This window comes from Streptomyces sp. NPDC058701, assembly GCF_042715295.1.
GTDB lineage: Bacteria > Actinomycetota > Actinomycetes > Streptomycetales > Streptomycetaceae > Streptomyces.
The window spans coordinates 197488-219876 of sequence record NZ_JBHXSY010000007.1; the positions used below are offsets into that span (position 1 = coordinate 197488).

At 73.9% G+C, this 22389-nt stretch carries 17 protein-coding genes and 1 pseudogene; 6 read left to right on the plus strand and 12 right to left on the minus strand.

Going from position 1 to position 22389, the window contains the following annotated elements; all coding sequences use genetic code 11:
* Positions 1-68: 68 nt before the first annotated feature.
* From ACFWW8_RS10205 to ACFWW8_RS10220, 4 genes are all read right to left on the minus strand, one after another.
* Positions 69-1346, minus strand: a complete 1278-nt coding sequence (locus ACFWW8_RS10205; RefSeq protein ID WP_386526195.1) for a cytochrome P450 — start codon at positions 1344-1346, stop codon at positions 69-71.
* Positions 1347-1430: 84 nt separating this feature from the next.
* Complete coding sequence (locus ACFWW8_RS10210) at positions 1431-1946, minus strand: protein phosphatase (RefSeq protein ID WP_386526198.1); 516 nt, start codon at positions 1944-1946, stop codon at positions 1431-1433.
* Between the two features lie 56 nt (positions 1947-2002).
* The gene (locus ACFWW8_RS10215) at positions 2003-2818 is read right to left on the minus strand and encodes a hypothetical protein (protein WP_386526199.1); all 816 of its coding nucleotides are present in this window, start codon (positions 2816-2818) and stop codon (positions 2003-2005) included.
* A 166-nt stretch (positions 2819-2984) separates the two neighbouring features.
* Complete coding sequence (locus tag ACFWW8_RS10220; protein WP_386526201.1) at positions 2985-6545, minus strand: S8 family serine peptidase; 3561 nt, start codon at positions 6543-6545, stop codon at positions 2985-2987.
* 250 nt (positions 6546-6795) lie between these two features.
* Between ACFWW8_RS10220 and ACFWW8_RS10225 the strand changes: the two genes are divergently transcribed.
* Entirely contained in the window at positions 6796-8388 is a 1593-nt protein-coding gene (locus ACFWW8_RS10225; protein ID WP_386526204.1) for an MFS transporter, read from the plus strand.
* 60 nt (positions 8389-8448) lie between these two features.
* Here the strand turns inward: ACFWW8_RS10225 and ACFWW8_RS10230 are convergent.
* A pseudogene (locus tag ACFWW8_RS10230) lies at positions 8449-8736 on the minus strand (mycodextranase); the annotation flags it as partial.
* Between the two features lie 318 nt (positions 8737-9054).
* Here ACFWW8_RS10230 and ACFWW8_RS10235 point away from each other — a divergent pair.
* Together ACFWW8_RS10235 and ACFWW8_RS10240 are read left to right on the plus strand one after the other, a co-directional pair.
* Positions 9055-9960, plus strand: coding sequence for a hypothetical protein (locus tag ACFWW8_RS10235; RefSeq protein WP_386526207.1), 906 nt, complete (start codon positions 9055-9057; stop codon positions 9958-9960).
* Positions 9961-10187: 227 nt separating this feature from the next.
* Positions 10188-11834, plus strand: coding sequence for a GMC oxidoreductase (locus tag ACFWW8_RS10240; RefSeq protein ID WP_386526210.1), 1647 nt, complete (start codon positions 10188-10190; stop codon positions 11832-11834).
* 61 nt (positions 11835-11895) lie between these two features.
* On the opposite strand, the gene ACFWW8_RS10245 is transcribed toward ACFWW8_RS10240, so the two are convergent.
* The 5 genes from ACFWW8_RS10245 to ACFWW8_RS10265 all read right to left on the minus strand — a co-directional run bounded on the left by ACFWW8_RS10245 (position 11896) and on the right by ACFWW8_RS10265 (position 16145).
* The gene (locus ACFWW8_RS10245) at positions 11896-12375 is read right to left on the minus strand and encodes a carboxymuconolactone decarboxylase family protein (protein ID WP_386526212.1); all 480 of its coding nucleotides are present in this window, start codon (positions 12373-12375) and stop codon (positions 11896-11898) included.
* Positions 12372-13454 (minus strand): dihydrodipicolinate reductase, encoded by a 1083-nt coding sequence (locus ACFWW8_RS10250; RefSeq protein WP_386526215.1) that lies wholly within the window; start codon positions 13452-13454, stop codon positions 12372-12374. The genes ACFWW8_RS10245 and ACFWW8_RS10250 overlap by 4 nt, the downstream gene beginning before the upstream one ends.
* A 64-nt stretch (positions 13455-13518) precedes the next feature.
* Entirely contained in the window at positions 13519-13722 is a 204-nt protein-coding gene (locus ACFWW8_RS10255; RefSeq protein WP_386526218.1) for a DUF6126 family protein, read from the minus strand.
* 34 nt (positions 13723-13756) lie between these two features.
* The gene (locus tag ACFWW8_RS10260) at positions 13757-14446 is read right to left on the minus strand and encodes a helix-turn-helix domain-containing protein (RefSeq protein WP_386526221.1); all 690 of its coding nucleotides are present in this window, start codon (positions 14444-14446) and stop codon (positions 13757-13759) included.
* A 163-nt stretch (positions 14447-14609) separates the two neighbouring features.
* Complete coding sequence (locus tag ACFWW8_RS10265) at positions 14610-16145, minus strand: ATP-dependent DNA ligase (RefSeq protein ID WP_386526224.1); 1536 nt, start codon at positions 16143-16145, stop codon at positions 14610-14612.
* A gap of 105 nt (positions 16146-16250) precedes the next feature.
* On the opposite strand from ACFWW8_RS10265, the gene ACFWW8_RS10270 reads away from it, so the two are divergent.
* The 3 genes from ACFWW8_RS10270 (at position 16251) to ACFWW8_RS10280 (ending at position 20261) form a co-directional block, all read left to right on the plus strand.
* Entirely contained in the window at positions 16251-16487 is a 237-nt protein-coding gene (locus ACFWW8_RS10270) for a hypothetical protein (RefSeq protein ID WP_386526226.1), read from the plus strand.
* A 115-nt stretch (positions 16488-16602) separates the two neighbouring features.
* Complete coding sequence (locus tag ACFWW8_RS10275; protein WP_386526228.1) at positions 16603-19398, plus strand: alpha/beta fold hydrolase; 2796 nt, start codon at positions 16603-16605, stop codon at positions 19396-19398.
* Positions 19395-20261, plus strand: coding sequence for an ABC transporter permease (locus tag ACFWW8_RS10280; protein ID WP_386526231.1), 867 nt, complete (start codon positions 19395-19397; stop codon positions 20259-20261). Before ACFWW8_RS10275 ends, ACFWW8_RS10280 begins: the two co-directional genes overlap by 4 nt.
* Positions 20262-20340: 79 nt before the next feature.
* Here ACFWW8_RS10280 and ACFWW8_RS10285 read toward each other — a convergent pair whose 3' ends face one another.
* Both ACFWW8_RS10285 and ACFWW8_RS10290 read right to left on the minus strand, forming a co-directional pair.
* A complete protein-coding gene (locus ACFWW8_RS10285; protein ID WP_386526234.1) occupies positions 20341-21327 on the minus strand; it encodes a D-2-hydroxyacid dehydrogenase family protein in 987 nt (328 codons plus the stop codon).
* On the minus strand, positions 21324-22274 hold the full coding sequence (locus ACFWW8_RS10290) for an aldo/keto reductase (RefSeq protein ID WP_386526236.1): 951 nt from the start codon (positions 22272-22274) through the stop codon (positions 21324-21326). The genes ACFWW8_RS10285 and ACFWW8_RS10290 overlap by 4 nt, the downstream gene beginning before the upstream one ends.
* Positions 22275-22389: the final 115 nt, after the last annotated feature.

Below are 22389 nucleotides of genomic sequence, written 5' to 3' on the forward strand. Positions count from 1 at the left end.
GGTCCTCTGGGGTTTCGGCAGGGGTACGGGGGGCGGGGCCGGGTGGGGGCCGGGCCGACGGCACGGCGTCAGCGGCGGGCCAGGGTGAGCCGGATCCCGTGCGCATCGAGCACCTCGGGCAGCGGTCCGACGGGGTCCAGGACCGGCCTGGTGGTCTCGATCCGGTGGCTGCGGAGCACTTCGGCGCAGAGCCCGGCCGTCACCATCAGGCCGAGCTGGTCGCCGGGGCAGCGGCCGCCGCCGTGGCCGAACGGCGCCATCCGGATGTCCTGGTCGGCGCCCTGGTCCTTCCAGCGGCCCGGTACGAAGGCGTGCGCGGCCGGTACGTGTTCCGGGTCGCGCTGGTGGAAGGCGGCGGGCAGCAGCACGGCGGTGCCCGCCGGGTGGCGTACGCCGTGCCAGACGGTCTCGGTACGGGTGACGCGGATCAGGTCCGGGACCACCGGGTACAGCCGCAGGGATTCCCGGACGCAGGCCCGCAGCCACGGCAGTTCCGCCGGAGCAGCGGCGGCGGTGGCCTCCGTCGCGGCCCGGCGCTGCTCGGCGGGGTGCGCGCCGAGCAGCAGGAGGGTGCGCAGCAGTGTCTCCGGGAGGGCGTCCAGCGCCGCGAGCCACTGGTGGGCCCGGTCGAGGGCGCCGGGGTGGAGGGCGGCGCGGCCGAGGAGGGTGTCGCGGTCGGCGCGGCGGGCGTACTCCCGGATGCGGTCGTCGGCCTTCGCCCGCGGCGAGCGGGTGCCGCGGGACCGGCCGGTGCCGGAGCCCGGTTCACCACCGGGTGCGGGACGGCCGCCGGCGGCGCGCAGCTGCCTGAGCCAGCCGGTGAGCTGCTCGTCCCCGGCGGCCGCGTGGCCCAGCACGATCCGGCGCGCGACCCGGTCCACGGCGTGCCGGGCGCGGGCGAGTTCGAGGGTCCCGGCGGCGGTCAGCTGCCGGGCCTCTTCGGCGAGGAGGGTGAGGAACCCCTCGTACGAGGGGTGTACGGGGAACCCCGGGACCAGCGCCTCCGCGTCGATCCGGCGCCGCTCCGGGCGCAGTTCACCGTGCCCGCAGCCGGCCCCGGCGGAGTCGGCGGCGTACGGGTCCCGGCACTTCTCGGGCGGCTCGGCGGCGAGGACGCTCGGGGGTTCGGCGTAGAAGCGGCCCAGGTCCCGCGGGTCGAGGAGGACGAGGACCGCCCGTCCGGCCCGGGTGCGCAGCAGCAGCGGCGCGTACCCGTGGCGCGTGCGCAGGGCGTGCAGGGTGCCGGCCGAGGCGCGGACCGTGTCGGCGCGGCGCGGCCGCGTGCCGACGAGGCCGCGGACGAGGGCGCCGAGGCCACCGAGGGCGGCCTCTTGGACCGTGCGCATGCGTGTACCTCCACGGCCGTTGGGGGACGGTCGGTGACATCGGGATCACCGTACGTCGACCACGCCCGCGCCGCGCCCCGAGCGCTATGACGAAGGATCCAGCCCGGCGAGCAGGGCGGCGATGTCCAGGCCGTCGGCCAGATAGGCGGTGAACGTCTCGTTGTGCAGGGCGTGCGGGGACCTCCTGCTCCGGACGAGCGCGACCGCCCGGTCGGGCGGCAGGCCACGCTCCACCAGGCACTGGGCGACGACGAGGCCGGACCGGTTGTAGCCCGAGTGGCAGCGGACGAGCGTGGTGAGGCCCAAGTCGAGGGCGAGGGAGACGGTGCGGGCGAGGTGCTGGACGAAGTGCAGTTGCGCGGCTGTGAGGGGCGCGTCGGGCAGCTCCGCGACCACGTGTTCGGCGCGCGGGCCGGGGCCGTGTCCGGAACGGGTGAAGAGGCTGACGACGAGGTCGAACTCGTCGGTCACGACGGCGGGCCGGAGTCTGCCGGAGGGGCCGGTCCAGAAGTGGCCGCCCATCCAGAGCCCCGGGGTGATCTCGTCCCAGGGGGTGGCCGGGTGGGGGACCCCCTGGTCCCGCTGACGGGTCTTGCTCATGGGACGGGACCTCCCGGGCGCGATGGCGCAAGCGTATCCCGGCCCGCTCCCGGTCATCAGCCGGTCGGCGGTGGGGTGAAGACGGCTTCGCGGAAGGCGGTGCGGAGGGGGGTGGGGGCGGAGGCCGGGAGGAGGACCGCCCAGCGGCGCAGGCGCGGGGCGACCCAGAGCGCGGGGGCGTCGGCCGCCGGAGCGTGGTGGGCCCAGACCCCGTGGGGCGCCGGGTGCCAGAGGAGGCCGCGGGCGGGGGTCAGTTCGCCGGTGCGGATGCGCAGGGACTCGGCGGTCCAGGCGGGGGCGATGCCCGGCCCGTCCGGCGCCAGGAGGTGGCACGGGAAGCGGACGAGGTCGGCGAGCGGGGCCCGGAGGGTGCCGTCGGCGAAGCGGGTGCGGGTCATGCCGAGGGGCTGCCAGACGCGGATCGCGGCGAGCTCGGCGAGGGAGGTGCCCGCGAGGGTCTCGGCGAGCCGGGTGAGGGCGGCGGTCCCCTCGGGGTGGGTCAGCAGGTGGTGTGCGGTGGTGCCGGGGGCGCACGTCGTGTCCCCGTACGCGGTCAGGGGGGTGTGCAGGTGGAGCGCGCCGTCTTCGACGAGGCTGCCGAGGGCCGGCCACAGGGCCAGGACGGTGGCGAGCCCGTCGACGTCGAGGTCCCCGGGCTCCGCCCCGGCGGCGTCGCCGTCGCCCGGGGCGCGCGCGGCGGACGTGGTGCCCCGGCCGCCCGGGGGGACAGCGGTGTCGGCGGCGGGTCCGCCGGCCCGGCCGGTGGACGCCGCGTGGACGCCCTCGGGTCCGCCGACGGCCCAGACCGCTCCGGGGTCGGCGGACTCCACGAGCGCGCGGATGTCCTCGGCCTGGTCGCTCAGGAGCGTCATGGTCGGTCACGCTAGCGAACAGGCCCCGGCCCGCCCGTCGCGTCACGCCGGAGCCCCGGCTCCGCCACCCGAATGCCGGGCCGCGGGGGCAGGAGTCGCACCGAGGGGGCGTACGGGAGGGGGCGGGGTGCCCGCCGGCGCCCCGCCCCCCGTCAGACCCGTGCGGCTAGCCCTTGTCGGGGCGGTCCGTCACCCGGAGGGTGTTCAGCAGGGGCTTGCCGAACCCGCCGTGCGTGACGAAGCGGATGTTGAGGACCCCGTCGGTGACCGTGACCGTGTACGTACGGGTCAGGGCCGTGAAGGTGCCCGCCTCCAGCGAGATGTCGAGGGAGGGCAGGACCTGCGCGCCCTCGGCCAGGACGTCGAAGACGCGCTTGTTCGGCCTGGTGGAGGAGAGCTCGGCGAAGCCCAGCTCGACCGTGTAGGTGCCGTTCGGCACGTTGTCGAAGCGGTACTCGTACATGCCCTCGCGGGCGTTGCGGTACAGCTTCTGGTCGGCCGTGCCGGCGATGGTGCGGCCGGTGGCCTGGACGGAGGCACTGCCCTGGTAGCCGTAGGAGCCGGCGGTGTACTTGCGGTCCGGGGACCAGGGGTCGCCCAGGGCGTCCGTGCCCGCGTAGTCGGAGCCAGCGTCCAGGGCGACCTGGTAGCGCGGGACGATGACCTTGACCGGGACGGTGAGGACCGGGCTGCGGCCGCTCACCGAGGTGATCCGCAGGTCGGCGGTCAGGACCGTGCCCGGGGCCAGGCCTGCGGTGTCGACGGCGAGCGTGACCGGCGCCCTGCCGCCGGTCGGGAGGTTCCCGGTGGCGGGGGTCGCCGTCAGCCAGGCCGCGTCCTCGGCCACGCCGAACGCCGTGCCGAGCCCGGGGTTCGTCAGGTCGAGGGTCCGGGTGCGCTTCCGGTCGGCCGGCAGGACGACCTCCACGGCCGACTGGGACGCGGTGACGCGGCCCGTGCGCAGTGACCGGGTCACGGCCGTGACGTCGGCGGCCTTGACGTCCACCGCCGCGGTGACGGCTTCGTACTGGGGTGCGGAGACGGAGACGGAGGTCTGGCCCGACGGGCTCTGGACGACGTACCCGCCGTCGGCCGCCGTGGTCGCCGAGACCGCCGCGTCGCCCGTGCCGACGCTCACCGTCGCGCCCGCGATCCCGTTGCCGTCGTTGGCGTCGAGCACCCGGCCCGCCACGACGCCGCTCTTGGTGGTGCGGAAGGCGATGGAGAGGCCGTCGGTGATGACGGGGGTGTTGAAGGAGTACTTGAACGCGTCGGTTCCGGTCGCGTTCTCCACGCCGACGGTGGCCGTGGAGCCGCCCTTGATGCCGGTGCCGCCGGTGCCCTTGTAGGCGTAGGTGACGGTGCCGTCCTCGCCGATCGCCGCCGAGAAGGAGAACTTGTCGGCCTGCGCCGACCAGTGGGACACCTCGCGCCACTCGATCACGTAGCTCCGGTGCGGGGCGGTGCCGGTGACCGCGGTGAAGACGCCGGAGCCGCTGCCCGCCGCGCCGACGACCAGGTCGTCCCAGAACGGGTAGAGGGCCGCGTTGGGCGTGGCCGTGCTCGGGATGTCCGCGTTGATGTCACCGGTGTGGTTGCCGCCGAAGCTGACGGTGCCGTTGGTGCCGATCCAGGCCTGCCCGTACGTCTTTCCGTACAGCGGCAGCGGGAACGGCAGGTCGACGCGCTCGGTGGTGTTGTCGCCGGTCAGCGCGAGCTGGCGGCTGCCCGGGGTGTACGGGCGCTCGCCCGGTGCGGCGCAGGCGTAGCCGTAGCCGTCGGTGCGTTCGGGCAGGCTGACGGCGACGGTCGTGTCGCCCGCGACCGCCACCTGCGCCGAGCCGCCGGTCACGCACCGCGAGGGGTGGGTGGCGTTCACGGTGTACGTGCCGTGCGGGAGGGTGACCTCGAAGCGGCCCTGCGCGTCGGTGGTCGCCGTCACCGGGGTGTCCGCGAGGGTGACGGTGGCGCCCGCGGCGGGGCCGGCGGCGGAGGAGACCGTGCCGGAGAGCTTGCCGGAGGCGGCCTGGGTGAGGGTGAAGTCGCCGGTGGCGGTGGCGTTCTCGGTCACCGTCGCGGTGGCGCTCTGCTGTCCGTAGCCGAACTTGGAGGCCGTCAGGGCGTACTCGCCGACCGAGAGGGAGGCGAAGGCGTAGCTGCCGTCGGCGCCCGTGGTCGTCGTACGGTCGATCGGGCCGTCGGCGGTGACCTTCACGCCCGCGACGGGCTCGCCGCCGGAGCGGACCGTGCCGCCGAGCGCGCCGATCGCACCGCGCGGGGCGGCGTTCACGGCGGCGAGGGCGTCGAGCTTGCCCTCACCGAAGACGTTGTTGTCGGCGGGCGTGCCGCCGCACTGGCCGTTGTCGGTGTCCTGGGCGGTGCCGTCCAGGAGCGACTCGGTCTGCGCGATGTCCCCTTCGAGGGCGGGGGCGGCGGACCAGAGCAGGGCCACGGTGGCCGCGGTGTGCGGGGAGGCCATGGAGGTGCCGGAGAAGGCCTCGTAGCCGCCGCCGGGGACGGAGGAGCGGACGTTCACGCCGGGCGCGGCGATGTTCGGCTTGACGATGCCGCCGGGGCCCGCGCCGCGCGAGGAGAAGGAGGCGATGGCGTTGTTGATGTCGAAGGCGCCGGAGCTGTAGGAGCTGGCGTAGTCACCGGGTGAGCCGCTGGTGGAGCAGCCGGGGCCGGCGTTGCCGTTGCTGAAGGCCGGGAAGATGCCGGCGGCCCGCCAGGTGTCGACGATCTGCTGGTACCAGTCGTCGTGCGCCGAACTGCCCCACGAGTTGTTCACGATGTGCGGGGCCAGGTCGGGCCGGGGGTTCTGGCCGTTGAGGTCGGTCGGGGCGACGATCCACTGGCCGGAGGCCAGCAGGGAGGCCTCGGAGCAGGAGTTGGTCTCGCAGCCCTTGGCGGCGATCCACTTGGCGCCCGGTGCCACGCCGGTCCTGTTGGCGCCGCCGTCGTCGCCGACCATGGTGCCCATGGTGTGCGTGCCGTGGTCGTTGTTGTCGCAGGGGGCGGCGGTGGAGCAGACGCCGGCCGGGTCGAACCAGTTGTAGTTGTGGTCGTAGGTCCCGTCCGCGCTCTTGCCGCGGTACTGGTTGTTGACCGCCGGATGGGTGTGGTCCACGCCGCTGTCGATGTTGGCGACGACGATGCCCTCGCCGCGCACGCCCGCCTGGTCCCACACCTGGGGGGCCTTGATCCGGTCGATGTTCCACTCGACGGCGTCGGCCGCCGCCTTCTCCCGCTTGCCGTCGGCGGGCTTCGGGAGGGCGACCTCGTCGTCGGCGTCGATCCGGGCGACCTCGGGGCGCTGGGCGAGCGTGCCGGCGAGCTTCTCGCTGCCGACGACGCGGACGGCGTTGACGATCCAGTACGAGGTGTACTCGGCCTTGGCGCCGTCCAGGGCCTTGAGGACGTCGGCCTGGCTGCGGGCCGCGTGAGCCTGCTTGGTCCGCAGCACGGTCTCGGCCTTGGCGGCGCGGGTCTGCTGTTCACCCGCGGCGGTCAGGTCGGCGGCGCTGTCCAGATAGACCCAGAAGACGGCCTTGGCGGACTCGTCGAGCTGGGCACGGAGCTTCGGCTCGATCTTGCGTTCGGCCGCGCCGGGGGTGGGGCCCGGTTCCGGCGCGGCCGCGGCGACGCCCGCGCCGAGGGGTAAGAGCAGGACCGCGGTGAGAGCGGCGAGCGCCGAGCGCAAGGGTCGTCTGGCGAGTTGTGCCACGTGTTGTCTCCTCGTACGCCATGTGCGGGATGTGCGGGAAATATGTGCGTGTGACGTGCGCGGGTCATGGTGATCGAGGTGCCATGCTCATTACAAGAGGGCCTAATGAGCCGTCGTGGTCGCCGTCGTGGTCGCCGTCGTGCACCCGACATGGACCCGCCGTGACCGCCGGTACGGTGGGGTGCGCTGCGGGTGCGGCGGGTGCGGCGGCCGGGTGGCCCTTCCCGCCCGCGCGGGCCAGCCTGAAGGCATGACAGCGCCCGCCGACCCGCCCGTGGAACCGCCCGTCGGCCCGACGGCGGGACACCCCGCCGCTCCGCCGGCCGAACCCCCCGGCGGCTCCCCCACCGGAGCCGACGTCGGGCCCTCCGACCCGGTCCCCGGCGTCCGGCTGGCCTCCGCGCGCGGCCGGTGGATCCTGCTGACCACCGTGCTCGGCTCGGCCATGGCCCTGCTGGACTCCACGGTGGTGAACGTGGCCCTCCCCGCCATCGGCGAGGACCTCGGCGCCGACCTGGCCGTGCTGCAGTGGACGGTCAATGCCTACCTGCTGACCCTGGCGGGCCTGATCCTGGTCGGCGGGGCGCTCGGCGACCGCTTCGGGCGCAGGCGGGTCTTCGTACTGGGCGTGGTGTGGTTCGCGGCTGCCTCACTGCTGTGCGGGATCGCCCCGAACGCCGGGGTGCTGATCGCCGCCCGCGCCCTGCAGGGGATCGGCGGAGCCCTGCTCACCCCCGGCTCCCTCGCCCTGATCCAGGCCTCGATCCGGGCCGGCGACCGGGGCCGCGCGGTCGGCCTGTGGTCCGGACTCGGCGGGGTGGGCGCGGCCGTCGGGCCCTTCCTCGGCGGCTGGCTGGTGGACGGGCCCGGCTGGCGCTGGGTGTTCCTGCTGAACGTACCGGTGGCCGCGCTGTGCGTCCCGGTGGCACTGCGGCACGTACCGGAGTCCCGTGACCCGCGTGCGCACGGGCGGTTCGACGTCGCGGGCGCGGTGCTGGCCGCGACGGCGCTCGCGCTGATGACCTACGCGCTGATCGAGGCGCGGTCCGGCAGCCCCCTGGTGCCGGCCGCCGCGGTCGGCGGGGTGCTGCTGGCCTGCGCGTTCGTCTACGTGGAGCACAAGCGGGCACACCCGATGGTGCCGCCGGAGATCTTCGCCTCCCGGCAGTTCACCGCCGTCAACCTGGTCACCTTGTGCGTGTACGCCGCCTTCGGCGGGTTCTTCTTCCTCGTCGTGCTCCAGCTCCAGGTCGTGGCGGGCTACTCGGCCCTGGCGTCCGGGGCCGCGCTGCTGCCCACCACCGTGCTGATGCTGCTGCTCTCCGCCCGGTCGGGGGAGCTCGGGGAGCGGATCGGACCGCGGATCCCGCTCACGGTGGGGCCGCTGCTGTGCGCGGCCGGAATGCTGCTGATGCTGCGGGTGGGTCCGGACGCCTCGTACGTACGGGACGTGCTGCCCGCGCTGCTGGTCATGGGCACGGGCATGGTCACCCTGGTGGCTCCGCTGACGTCGACCGTGCTGGCCTCGGTGGATCCCGGCCGGGCGGGTCTGGCCAGCGGCATCAACAACGCCGCGGCCCGGGCGGCCGGGCTGCTCGCGGTCGCGGCGTTGCCGCTGCTGGCCGGCATGGGGCCGGAGGCGTACCGATCGGCGGACCAGTTCGACGCGGCGTTCGACCGCGCGATGCCCTGGTGCGCGGGCATCCTGGTGGCCGGTTCCGTACTGGCGTGGACCACCGTACGGACTCCCTCTCCCGGGACGCCGCACTCACGGCCGCAGTGCCGTACGCAGTGCGCGGTCACCGCTCCGCCGCTCGAACCCCCGGGCACGGCGGAGCGGTGAGCCCTACCAGCGGGAGGGCGGCGGCGGGGGCACGACCGGCGGGCGGTCGTCACAGGTGAGCGGCAGGGTGAACTCCACGTACTGGCCGGGCGTCAGCCTCACCGCCGTGCGGCCCGACGCCTCGGCCGGGAGCGTGTACGCCGTGCGGTCCGGGCCGATGACCGTGCCGTCGGTGGCCGCGTTCTGCGCCTCCTGCTCGGCGAAGTCCACCCGGGCGCCGCGTCCTTCGACGAGCGCGGGGTCGAGTCCGGCCCGGGTGACGACGGGGGCCGGGGCGCGGGCGGTGTCCGGGCGGGCGAGCGCCGGGGCCGCGCCCAGCGCTCCGAGTCCGAGCGCGGAAGCGGCGATCACCGCCAGCACGGCGCCGTCCTTCTAGGGGGCATGGCCGGGACAGTAGAGCGGCGCGCAGAAAACCGGCAAGCCCTGTGCACAGAATTCCCGACGCCTGTCGCTCTATTGCGTGCGTTTGCGGTATCGGGTAGGCGTTCCCCCCGGACCACCTCCGCCCGGTCGTTCACAAGACGCGGCACCGCCACGACGCGACCCCTTGCGCCATCGCTGGAGGAAGCCGGTCGACGGCGCGGTCGCGACGCCGTGTAAAAAGAGGTCTTCATGTGACCGGCCCGGTCGACAGGGCCCACACATTCCTTTGGGGGGAATCCGACCATGCGCACACGCGCGCTCCGCAGAGCGCTCCTTTCCGTGCTCGCCGTTTCGGCCGCGACCGTCCTCGTCCCGGCGACCGCCACCCCGGCCGCCGCGGCCGGCCCGACCGAGTGCTACAACTTCGGCAGCGGCACCCTCGCCACACTGTTTCCCGGGCAGCGCCTGGAGTCGGGCTCCCGTCTGCTGGACAAGGTGAGCGCGGCGGAGCTCGTCATGCAGCCCGACGGAAACCTGGTGCTGTACGCCCTCGGCAACCCGGGCGGCTACAGGCTCCCGCTGTGGAACAGCGGCACCTACGGAAATCCCGGCGCGTACGCCCTCATGCAGACGGACGGCAACTTCGTCATCTACAAGCAGGGCGGCGGCCCCCAGGCCGGCGGCGGCATCTGGCACACCGCGACCTACGGCACCCGGACGGACTGGGCCCCGAAGGCGCTTCTGCTCGCCGGCGCGTTCGTCGTCGAAGGCCGCGGCAGCAGCGCCGCCACCCAGAGGTGGTCCACCAGCACCAACGAGCGCGACAACCAGCTGTGCTCCGCGTTCGAGGCGTCCTCGCACGACTGGTGGGCAGGTGCCTGGACCCAGTCCGCCACCGTGTGGCTGGTTCTGCAGAAGGACAACAACCTGGTCATGTACCGCAAGAGCGATGGCAAGGCCATCTGGAACAGCGGCACCTACGGGGGCAGCCGACCGGTGACCATGCAGATGGCCTACAAGCACCAGGGCGATCTGACCATCACTCAGGGCGACAGCAACGGCACGGTCCGCTGGCGCACCCGCACCGCCGGCAACGCGGACGCGTGGGCCCTGCTCCAGGACGACGGCAACTTCGTCGTCTACAAGAAGACCGGCGGCCCCGGCAAGGGCGGCGCCCTCTGGTCCACCGGCACCTACAACAAGGTCTGACCGGTCCGCGGAGCGGACGCGAGGGGGCGGGGTGCGACAGGCACCCCGCCCCCTCGGCGTACGGAGCGGGGCCGCTCCCCCGCTCCCGGCGGGCGCGCCTCCGGGAACCGGCCGAGTCTGGTGCGCGGTTGGCCGGAAGTCGCGAAGTTACCAAGAGGTATGTAGTGACTTCACAAGCACCTAGCAGTAGAACTCGTTCTCATTCAGCCGAGAGTGAGGAACGTCACATGAGTGACAACACCCTGCCCGGAAATGGCTCCAACGGATTTTCCCGGCGCGGATTTCTTGCAAGAACAGGTTCTATTCTGGGCGCTGTCGCCCTCTCCGCGCAGGTCCTCCCCGCCCACGCGGCGCAGGCGTCGGCAGCCAGCGCCGCCATCGACAACGGGGCCCACGTCCCGGTCCTGGTGATCGGTACCGGATACGGCGGATCCGTCGCGGCCCTGCGCCTCGCGCAGGCCGGTGTCAACGTGCACATGGTCGAGATGGGCATGGCCTGGGACACCCCCGGGAGCGACGGCAAGATCTTCGCGCACACCACCAACCCGGACTACCGCTCCTACTGGCTGCGCACGAGGACGAAGGCGCCGCTCAGCAACTTCCTCGGGTTCCCGATCGACAAGAACGTGCCCAAGTACACGGGCATCCTGGACGCCGAGGAAATGGGCGGGATCATCGTCTACCAGGGCCGCGGCGTGGGCGGCGGCTCGCTCGTCAACGGCGGCATGGCCGTGACGCCCAAGCGGCAGAACTTCAGCTCCGTACTGCCCTCGGTGAACGCCGACGAGATGTACGACACCTACTACCCCCGCGCCAACGCCGGCCTCGGGGTGGGCCTCATCGACCCGGCCTGGTTCGACACCGTCGACTGCTACCAGTACGCCCGCGTGGGCCGCAAGCACGCCCAGCGCTCGGGCTTCCCCTTCGTCTTCGTGCCGGACGTGTACGACTGGGACTACATGAAGCAGGAGGCGGCCGGCACCGTCCCCAAGTCCGCGGTGAGCGGCGAGATCCTCTACGGCAACAACTACGGCAAGAAGTCGCTCCAGCAGACGTACATCGCTTCCGCCAAGGCCACCGGACGGGTCACCATCTCGCCCCTCCACCAGGTCACCTCGGTCGCCCCCGCCGCGGGCGGCGGCTACACCGTCTCCCTCAACCAGCTGAACACCGACGGCACCGTCTCGGTCTCCAAGAGCGTCACCGCCGACCGGGTGTTCTTCGCGGCCGGCAGCGTCGGCACCAGCAAGCTGCTCGTCAAGCTGAAGGCCACCGGGGTCCTGCCCCACCTGAACAACGAGATCGGCAAGGGCTGGGGCGACAACGGCAACGTCATGTGCGGCCGCGCGAACCACATGTGGGACGCGACCGGCAAGGTCCAGGCCTCCATCCCCTGCGGCGGCATCGACAACTGGGACGCGGGCGGTGCGTTCGCCGAGGTCGCGCCCCTGCCGACCGGCATCGAGACGTACGCCTCCTTCTACCTGTCGATCACCAAGAACCCGCACCGTGCCGAGTTCTCCTGGAACGCGGCGGCGGGCAAGGTCGACCTCAACTGGCAGACGGCCTGGAAACAGGCCTCCATCGACATGGCCAAGACCATCTTCGACAAGATCAACAAGAAGGAGGGGACGATCTACCGCACCGACCTCTTCGGCCTCAACAAGATCTGGGGCGACCACCTCACCTACCACCCGCTGGGCGGCGCGGTCCTGAACAAGGCCACCGACAACTACGGCCGCCTGCACGGCTACACGGGCCTGTACGTGATCGACGGCGCGCTGATCCCCGGCAACACCAGCGTCAACCCGTTCGTCACCATCACGGCGCTCGCCGAGCGGAACATCGAGAAGATCATCGCCACCGACCTGTAGCGGGGCGGGCGGGCACGGAAGCCGGGGCCGGTCGGACACACCGAACGGCCCCGGACGCATGTCAGTGGCCCGGCAGCATGCAGACGCTGTCGAGGCCGAGCACGTGGTTGAGCCGGCCGAAGGCCAGCCAGGACCCGATGCTCATGGTCAGTTCGACGATCTCGAGCTGGCTGTAGGCGCCCGTCATCCGGTCCCAGAACTCGTCGTCGAGGCCGTGGTGGTCGAGGGTGTAGCGCTCGGCGTACTCGGCGGCCAGGCGGGTCCGCTCGTCGAAGCGGTCCGTGGTGCGCCACTCCGTCACCGCGTCGGAGAACTCCTCCTCGACCTTCTCCCCCTCGCGCTCGGTGCGCCAGTCCAGGCAGAAGACGCACCCGTTGATCTGCGCGACGCGCAGCCGGGCGGCCTCGAACTCGCGCAGGCCCAGGGTGGTGTGGGCGTACACGGACAGGGAGAAGTTGGCCGCGGCCATGCCGATTCCGGGGACCATGTCGCCCCACACGTACTCGATCGGGTGCTGACCTTCGGGGATGTCGATCTTCATGGCTGTTTCCTTCCGAGTTTTCCGACGGCGGGACGGATCGGGACGTCGAGGGCGTCGTAGAGGCCCGGTTCGGCCTCGGCGAGCCAGTCGATGGCGCCGACCAGGCGGCCGACGGCGGTGGCGTTCCCGCCGGCGGAGCGGTTCTCCCCCTCGTCGGTGGCCTCGATCGTGACCTCGATGCGGGGGCGGCCCTCGATGACGACGCGGTGGGCGCCGTCGCCCCCGTCGGGCGGCGACGGCCAGTCCGGGGCGCACGAGGCGTGGATGCGGGTGACGTGCTCGATGACGATGCGCGGTTCGCCCTCGACGATGCCCTGCACCTCGAAGCGGACCGCGCCCTGTGTGCCGGCCTCGAACTCGCCCATGGTCCGGGTGGTGACGGTGGTGTCAAGGGCCCGCCGTTCCAACGTCTCGCGTATCTCGTCGAGTTCGACGCCGAGTGCCCGTGCCATCATCCGCACCTGCCCGCCCCACACCATCGTGGGGATCGAGGGCAGCAGCATCATCGGCTCGAAGTCCATGGGCTGGCCCATGCCGATGAGGTAGCGCACGGAGTCCTGCTGGTCGTACGTGGAGTAGTCGAAGATCTCCTGGCAGCGGATCACGTCGACGGTGGTGCCGAGCCCGCTGAGCAGCAGCGGGAGCACGTCGTTGCCCCAGCCGGGGTCGACGCCGGAGGCGAAGAGGGAGCCACCGCCCTCGGCGATCGCGGCCAGTACCGGGTCGCGGAACTCGGGCGGGGCGCTGCGGTGGTCGTACAGGGGGTAGAGCGCGGGGCTGACGACGACGGCCCCGGAGCGGACCGCCCGGGTGATGTCGGCCAGCGCGTCGTCGGGGCGGACGTCCCCGGAGGCCGCGTAGACCACGGCCCGGGGGCCGGCGGCGAGAACGGCGTCGATGTCGTCGGTGGCCGCCACCCCCAACGGGCGGCCGAGTCGGCCGAGTTCGCCCGCGTCACGGCCGACCTTGGCTGGATTGTGGACGATGACAGCGGTGAGTTTCAGTGCCGGATGGGCCTCGACGGCGCGGATGGCCAGACGGCCGACGTTGCCGGTACCCCAGACAACCGTGGAAATCATGCGCGGAGGGTAGCGACAGGACCTGCAGGTTCCTAGAGCCGCGAGCGGAAAGTTGGGACCGCGGTCACTGGTTCTCGGCCCCCAGGACGAAGAGGAGGTAGACGAAGAAGGCGAAGAGGTGGCCGACGAACAAGTAGGCGATGAGCCGGATCACCAGACCGCGCGGGAACTTCGACTCGATGCGGGCGCGGACGCCCGTCGGCGCGGCCGCCTCCACGGCCCCCCGGGGCACCCCGGCGGGCTCCGCGGTCTCTGTCACGTCCGGCATGTTCTCTCCCTGGGACACGGGTACGGCTCCTCGGCTATCGGTCGTGCGTGGTCGCGCCGCCGAGGCAGAGCCCGGCGAGGCTGCTCTGCAGCAGGGTGTGGACGAACAGCAGGTCGGCCCCGTCGGGGCCGGCCGCGGCGATGCGGTGCGGGGTCAGCGAGTCGAAGTGTGCGCTGTCCCCCGGATCCAGCAGGTGCTCGGCCTCGCCGAGGTGCAACCGCAGCCGCCCCTTCAGGACGTACAGCCACTCCTCGCCGGGATGCACGCGGACCAGGTCCTCCCGGCCCCGGGCGCCCGGAACGTGCACGCGCAGCGCCTGCATCCCGCGCCCGGAGCCGCCCGCCTGCCAGTACGTCCACCCGTCGGCCTCGCGGGCCCCCGGCGCGCCGGCCCGTACGATGGGGTCGGCGACGGCGGGGGTCTCGCCGAGCAGTTCGGAGACGGTCGTGCCGTAGGTGCGGGCGAGGCCGAGCAGGAGCGGCAGCGAGGGCTGGCGCCGGCCCGTCTCCAGGCGGGACAGGTGGGCGGGCGAGAGCCGTGCCCGGGCGGCGGCGGCTTCGAGGGTCAGTCCGGCGCGGCGGCGCAGCTCGCGCAGCTGCGGGGCCACGGTGGGCAGCTCGTCGGGGCCGTGGTCCGCGTCGGGGGCGCCGGGACGGCCGGCGGTGGCGGCGCTGTCGAGCGGGTCGGCCGCGTCATCGGGGCCGGGTGCGGGACCGGGTGTCATATGTCGATTGAGCCAGAGACGTGCCTTTCTGGCAATCCGCCTTACCTCTGAGGCAAACTGCGCGGCCGCCTGCTGTCCGCCCGGCGACAGCCCGCCGGTTGCCCTGCCGCCGCCGGACGGACGGGCGGCCCCCGCGAAACCCGCCCCGGGTGTCGCTCCGGCGTCAGCCCGCCGTGCCCCGCCCCAGTACCGTCTCCACGGTATCGGCCTGCTCCGCGGTCTTGTCCGGGCGGTGCCGCAGCACCCGTGCGAAGCGCAGTGCGACGCCGGCCGGGTAGCGCGGGGAGCGCTGGAGGCCGTCGTAGGCGATCTCCACCACCAGCTCGGGTCGCACCCGGACGGTGAACCCGTCGTCCGAGACGGCCAGCTCGCCCAGTGCGCCGGTCTGCCAGCGCAGCATCTCGTCGGTGAGCCCCTTGAAGGTCTTGCCGAGCATGGCGTACCCGCCGTCGGCGGCCCGCGCCCCCAGGTGCAGGTTCGACAGCAGGCCGGTGCGCCGCCCGTGGCCCCACTCGGCGGCGAGCACCACCAGGTCCAGGGTGTGCACCGGTTTCACCTTCAGCCAGTTCCGGCCGCGCCGGCCCGCGGCGTAGGCGGAGTCGAGGGCTTTGACCATCACCCCCTCGTGGCCCCGGATCAGGGTCTGCCTCCAGAACTCCTCCGCCTCGGCGGCCTGCGCCGCCGGATCGTCGACGACGAGGCGCCGGACCCGGGCGCTCTCGGGCACCAGGGCGGCCAGGGCCGCGTGCCGCTCGCGCACCGGCAGGTCGAGCAGGACCGTGTCCCCGGAGACGAGGACGTCGAAGAAGCGGACCTCCAGCGGGAGCGTCCGGCGGGCCGCCGCCACGTCGGTACGGGAGCCCACGCGGCTCGCCACCTCCTGGAAGGGCACCGGGCGTCCGTCCGGCGCCCGGCCGATCACCTCGCCGTCCAGGATGAACCGCTCCCCCGGCAGCGACCGGGCCAGCTCGGCCACCTCCGGCAGCCGCCCGGTGATCTCGTCCAGGGAGCGGGTGTACACCCGTACGGCGTCCCCGTCGCGGTGGACCTGTACCCGTACGCCGTCGAGCTTCTCCTCCACCGCGCAGGGGCCCAGCGCCTCCAGGGCCCCGGCCACCGACGCGGCGGTCGCTGCCAGCATCGGCTGGACGGGCCGCCCGACGCGGAGGGTGAAGCCGCCGAGCGCCTCCGCGCCCCCGGCCAGCACCGCCGCGGCCACCCGGGGCAGCGAGCCGTCCAGCATCACGGCCCGGCGCAGGCCGGCCGCCGGTACCCCGGCGGCGGCGGCCACCCCGTCCAGCGCCACGGCGTCGAGCGCGCCCTGGCGCACCTCGCCGGAGAGCAGGCTGCGCAGGAACGCCTGCTCGTCCCCGGTGGCCGCCCCCAGCAGGCCGTCGAGGACGCGGCGCCGTTCGGCCTGCGCCCCGGGGCCCGCGACGGCTGCCAGCGCGGTCACCGCCTCGTCGACCGCGCGGACGCTCAGCGTGGGGGCCGCGGCCGGTTCGACCTCCCGGGCCAGCGCGCGCCAGCCGACGCCCGGACGGCCCTGCGGGAGCCGTCCGGCGAGGTAGGAGATCACCAGCGCCGCCTCCCCGGGCGGCGCGGCGGCGAAGACCTCCGCGAGGAGGGCGGACTTGCGGGAGCGGGCGGAGGTCTCGGCGACCTCCCGGGACACGCGCGCGACCTCGGCCAGCAGCATGCGGCCATCCTGCCGCCGGACGGCGCGCCCCGCAGGTCGACCCCGGAACTCCGGCGCGCCGCCGACCGCGATTACGTCCGGCCCGGACGTGGAAGCGATCTCCGCATGACGGAAAGCGCGAGTCCCTACATCTCCTCGGCGCGGGTCAGCGTGGGCGGCGTACAGCCCGGCCGCCCGCCGTTCCGCATCGTGGAAATCGACGGCGAGGTCGTCGGCACCGCGAGAGAGATGACGGACGTGCTGCTGGCGGCCGCGGCCCTCGGCATCACGATCCACGACCTGGACGACCCGGGCGAGGTCCGGTGGGTCGGCGGCGGGAAGTTCCACTGGCACACGGCCTGAGCGGCCGGCGTACCGCAGGCGCGGTACGCCGGGCGGTGCGCGTACGCCTCGGGAAGGGCGGGACATCCCCCTGCGGGCGCTCGGGCGGGGGACGGCCTGCGATTAGGGTTCCCCTATGAAGCTCCGACTGCCCCGGCGCCGCCGCAGCCGCCTGATCGCGGGCGCCGCCGCGCTCGCCGTCATCGCGGGAGCCGGCACGTGGACCGCCGCGGCCACGGCCGGCGACGCGCCGGCCGTGCACCGCGAGGACCGCGTCCTGGACATGCCCGGCGCCGGCATCGACACCTCGTACTTCACCGCGGGCGGCGGGGAGGGCGGTGACGGGAAACGGCCCGCCGTGCTCATCGGGCACGGCTTCGGCGGCAGCAAGGACGACGTCCGGGCCCAGGCCGAGCAGCTGGCCCGCGACGGGTACGCCGTCCTGACCTGGTCGGCGCGCGGATTCGGCCGCTCCGGCGGCCGGATCGGGCTCAACGACCCGGAGCACGAGGTCAAGGACGTGTCGCGGCTCGTCGACTGGCTCGCGACCCGGCCCGAGGTGCGCCTCGACGCGGCCGGCGATCCGCGCGTCGGCGTGTCCGGGGCGTCCTACGGCGGGGCGGTCTCACTGCTGGCCGCCGGGTACGACGCGCGGGTGGACGCGATCGCCCCCCAGATCACCTACTGGAACCTCGCCGACTCGCTCTTCCCCGGGGACGTCTTCAAGAAGCTGTGGGCGGGGATCTTCTTCACCACCGGTTCCGCCGAGGGCCTGCGGCAGTCCGGGCAGGCACCGGCCCCGGAGGCCCCTGGCGGGCGGGCGCCCGCTCAGCAGCAACCGGCCGGGCAGGACGCGGCCCCGGGCGCAACCAAGGCGGCGGATCCTCCGGCCGCCCCCGGCTGCGGCCGGTTCCAGCCCGAGCTGTGCGCGATGTACGAGCGGGTCGCGGTGGCGGGCAAGCCCGACGCCGAGGCCCGCGCGCTGCTGGAGGGCCGCAGCCCCTCCGCCGTCGCCGGCCGGATCAAGGTGCCGACCCTGATCGTGCAGGGCCAGGACGACTCCCTCTTCCCGTTGGACCAGGCCGATGGGATGGCCACGGCCATCGCGGCGAACGGCGCGCCCGTCTCCGTGGACTGGGCGGCCGGCGGCCACGACGGGGGGATGCGGGAGGCCGGCCGGGCGAACGCCCGGGTGGCCGCCTGGTTCGACCGCTACCTGAAGGACGACGGCGGCGTGGACACCGGTCCGGCGTTCCGCGTCTCGCGCTCCGGCGGCATCGACTCCACCGACGGGCAGGTGACGCTGCGCGGCGCGGAGGGCGACCGCTACCCGGGGCTCGTCTCGGGCCCGGAGCGGTTCGCCCTGTCCGGACGCGAGCAGAGCTTCACCAATCCGGCGGGCGGCGCGCCGCCCGCGCTGTCCTCGCTGCCGGGCATCGGGGGTCAGCTCGCGGCCTTCGGGGCGGGGCTGTCCCTGGACTTCCCGGGGCAGAATGCGCGGTTCGAATCGGAGCCGCTGGCCCACGACGTGACGATCACCGGAACCCCGGCCGTCACCCTCAATGTGAGGTCGACGGCCGCCGACGGATCGGCCGTCCTGTTCGGCAAGGTGTACGACGTGGGGCCGGACGGACGGCAGCAGGTGCTGCCCGGCCAGCTCGTCGCGCCGGTACGGGTGGAGGGCGCGCAGCAGGGCCGGACCGTCGAGCTCCGGCTGCCCGCGATCGACCACGCGGTCGAGGCGGGGCACCGGCTGCGCCTGGTGGTCGCGGCGACCGACCTGGGCTACGCGACCCCGGCGGCGCCCGCCGTGTACACGGTCACCGCCGAAGGGCCGCTGGCCGTTCCCGTGGCCGCGGGGGTACGCACCGCCTCGTCCGGGCTGCCCGCCTGGACGTGGGGTCTCCCGCTGGGCGCGGTCGCGCTGGCGGCGGCGCTGCTCGGGGTCAGGCGGACCGGCGGCCGGCGCGGCGGCGGGGGGCGCGGCGGAGCGCCGGCTCCGGAGCCCGCGCTGGCCGGCGTACCGCTGGAGATCACGGGGCTGACCAAGCGGTACGCGAAGACCCAGGACCGGTACGCGGTCCGGGACCTGTCGTTCCGGGTGGAGAAGGGCCAGGTGCTGGGCCTGCTCGGCCCCAACGGCGCAGGCAAGACCACCACCCTGCGGATGCTGATGGGGCTCATCTCCCCGGACGCCGGTGAGATCCGGGTGTTCGGGCACGCGGTGCGCGCCGGAGCCCCCGTGCTGTCCCGGGTCGGCGCCTTCGTCGAGGGCGCCGGGTTCCTCCCGCACCTGACGGGTCGCGCCAACCTGGAGCTGTACTGGCAGGCCACCGGCAGGCCCGCCGAGGACGCGCGGATGGCGGAGGCCCTCAAGATCGCGGGCCTCGGCGACGCGCTGGAGCGCGCCGTGCGCACGTACTCGCAGGGCATGCGCCAGCGGCTCGCGATCGCGCAGGCCATGCTCGGCATGCCGGACCTGCTGATCCTGGACGAGCCGACGAACGGTCTGGACCCGCCGCAGATCCGGGAGATGCGGGACGTGATGATCCGCTACGCGGCCGGCGGGCGGACGGTCATCGTCTCCAGCCACCTGCTGTCCGAGGTGGAGCAGTCCTGCACCCACCTCGTGGTCATGGACCGCGGCCGGCTCGTCCGGGCGGGCGAGGTGGCGGAGATCACCGGCGGCGGGGACACCCTGCTGGTGACGCTGGCGGGACCGGTGGACGAGGTGGCCGTCGAGAAGGTGGCGGCCCTGGAGGGAGTGGGGTCGGTGGTGGCCGCCGACGACGGGCTGCTCGTACGGCTCGAAGGCGCGACGGCCACGGAGCTGATCGCCGAACTCGTACGGCTGGAGGTGCCGGTGTCCGGAGTGGGGCCGCACCGCCGGCTGGAGGACGCGTTCCTGACGCTGATCGGAGGTTCGGCATGAGTGCCGTCCAGGAGACCGCGCCCGGCTACCGGCCGGGCCGGACCCTGCCGCTGCGGGTGGAGGCGCTGCGGCAGTGGCGCCGGCGGCGGACGCTCGTGATGGGCGGGGTGCTCGCCGCACTCCCCTTCATCATGATCATCGCGTTCGCGGTGGGCGGCGGGCCGGACGACGGTCCGGGCGGCGGCAACGGCCGGATCACCCTGATCGACACGGCCACCGCCTCGGGTGCGAACTTCGCCGCGACCTGCCTGTTCGTCTCGGCGGGCTTCCTGCTAGTGGTGCCGGTGGCACTGTTCTGCGGGGACACGGTGGCCTCGGAGGCGAGCTGGTCCTCGCTGCGCTACCTGCTGGCCTCGCCGGTACCTCGGGCCCGGCTGCTGTGGAGCAAGCTCGTGGTGGCGCTGGGGTTCAGTCTGGCGGCGATGGTGCTGCTGCCGGTGGTGGCGCTGGCGGCGGGCACGCTCGCGTACGGCTGGGGGCCGCTGAAGCTGCCCACGGGCGGCGCCCTCGCGGCCTCGGAGACGGTGCCGCGGCTCGCGCTGGCGGTCGCCTTCGTCTTCGTGTCGCAGCTGGTCACGGCCGGGCTGGCGTTCTGGCTGTCCACCCGGACGGACGCGCCGCTCGGTGCGGTGGGCGGCGCGGTCGGGCTGACGATCGTCGGCAACGTGCTGGACGCGGTGACGGCCCTGGGGTCGTGGCGGGAGTTCCTCCCGGCGCACTGGCAGTTCGCCTGGGCGGACGCCTTGCAGCCGCAGCTGGAGTGGGGCGGGATGCTCAAGGGGACCGCGGTGTCGGTGTCCTACGCGCTGGTGCTGTTCGCCCTGGCCTTCCGGGGCTTCTCCCGCAAGGACATCACGTCCTGACCGGGAGGGCCCCGGGACGGCGGGGCCCGGGCCCGCGGGCCCGGAGCGGACGGGGCCCGCGCGGGCGGGCCCCGGTCCGTCACGGCAGGACGCGTACGGGCGAGCCGTCGAGGAACGCCGCGATGTCCTCGACGGCCTCGCCGTAGTACGTGGCGTAGTTGGCCCGCGTCACGTAGCCGAGGTGGGGCGTCGCCAGGAGCCGCGGGGCGGTGCGCAGCGGGTGGTCCGCCGGCAGCGGCTCGGTGTCGAAGACGTCGAGGCCGGCGCCGGCGATCCGGCCGGCGTGCAGGGCGGCGAGGAGCGCGTCCTGGTCGACGATGGCCGCCCGGGAGGTGTTGACCAGGTAGGCGGTCGGCCGCATCAGGGCGAGCTCGGGTGCGCCGATCAGCCCTCGGGTGCGGTCGCCGAGGGCGAGGTGGACCGAGACGAAGTCGCTGCCCGCCAGCAGTTCCTCCTTGGATCCGGCGCGGCGTACGCCGACCTCCGCGGCCCGCTCGTCCGTGAGGTTGCGGCTCCACGCCACCACGTCCATGCCGAAGGCGAGCCCGACCCGGGCGACCCGGCTGCCGATCTTGCCGAGGCCGAGGAGCCCGAGGCGGCGGCCGTACAGGTCGGCGCCGAGGGTGCTCTGCCACGGCCCGCCGGTGCGCAGGGCGGTGTTCTCCGGGACGATGCCCCGGGCCAGGCCGAGCAGCAGCGCCCAGGTCAGTTCGACGGGCGGCGTGCCGGAGCTGGCCGTACCGCAGACGGTGACGCCGTTGCGCGCCGCTGCGGCGTAGTCGATCACCGAGTTCCGCATGCCGCTGGCGACGAGCAGCGCGAGGCGAGGCAGCCGGTCGAGCAGGGACGCGGGGAAGGACAGGCGCTCGCGCAGGGTGACGACGATGTCGAAGTCGGCCAGGCGCGCCGCGAGCCGGTCCTCGTCGGGGAGGTGGTCCGTGAACGTCACCACCTCCACCCGGCCGGCGACCGGGCTCCAGTCGGCGAGGGTGGTCGCGGCCTCCTGGTAGTCGTCGAGTACGGCGCAGCGCAGCACGCCGTGCTCACCGGTTCGGGGACCGTTCACGCCGCGGCGCCCGGTGCCACCGCGTCGATCGCGGCGAGCAGCTCGGCGTCCAGGGGCCGGTCGGCGACGGCCGCGTTGGCCCGCACCTGTTCGGGCGAGGTGGCTCCCGCGATGACGGAGGCGCAGCCGGGTTGAGCGGAGAGCCAGCCGACGGCGAGTTCGAGCACGCTGCGCCCGTGCTCCTCCGCGAGCGCGGCCAGGGCTTCGACCACGTCGAGGCGTTCCTCGGTGAGGTAGCCGTCGCGCCCTTCGAGGCGCGAGCCGGCCGGGACGGGCACGCCACGGCGGATCTTGCCCGTCAGGAGGCCGTTGGCGAGGGGGAAGTAGGGCAGGACGCCGACCCCGTAGTGCAGGGCCGCGGGGACGAGCTCGCGCTCGGCGGAGCGTTGCAGGAGGGACCACTCGTTCTGCGCCGACACGAAGGGCGCCGCGCCCGTTTCGCGGGCGACGTGGGCGGCCTCGGCGAGCTGCCACCCACTGAAGTTGGAGTGGCCGATGTAGCGCACCTTGCCCTCGGCGACGAGCTCGGTGAGCGCCGTGAGGGTCTCGGCGACGGGCGTGGCCGGGTCGGGGCTGTGCAGCTGGTACAGGTCGATGTGGTCGGTGTCCAGGCGGCGCAGGGACTCCTCGACGGCCCGCCGGACGTAGGCCCGGCCGCCGCGCGAGCCCGCGGCGGGCCCGTACTCCATGTCCATGCCCGCGAAGCCGAACTTCGTGGCGAGCACGACCTGGTCGCGGCGGCCCTTGAGTGCCTGGCCGAGGTGGCGTTCCGAGCCGCCGCGACCACCGTAGATGTCGGCGGTGTCCAGCAGGGTGATGCCCGCGTCGAGGGCCGCGTCGACGACGGCGCGGGTGGCCTGTGCGTCGAGGCGGCCGCCGAAGTTGTTGCAGCCCAGTCCGACGGCGGAGACCCGCAGGCCTGAACTGCCCAGGGAGAGATAGCGCATGGGTTCCGGTTCTCCGCTCTCGTGGCGTCAGGTGATCACCGCGAAGCTACCCCACCCGCAGCCCGACGACCCCGACACCTCGGGTAAGCCTTCCTCAGGTGGGATCCCGTAGGCG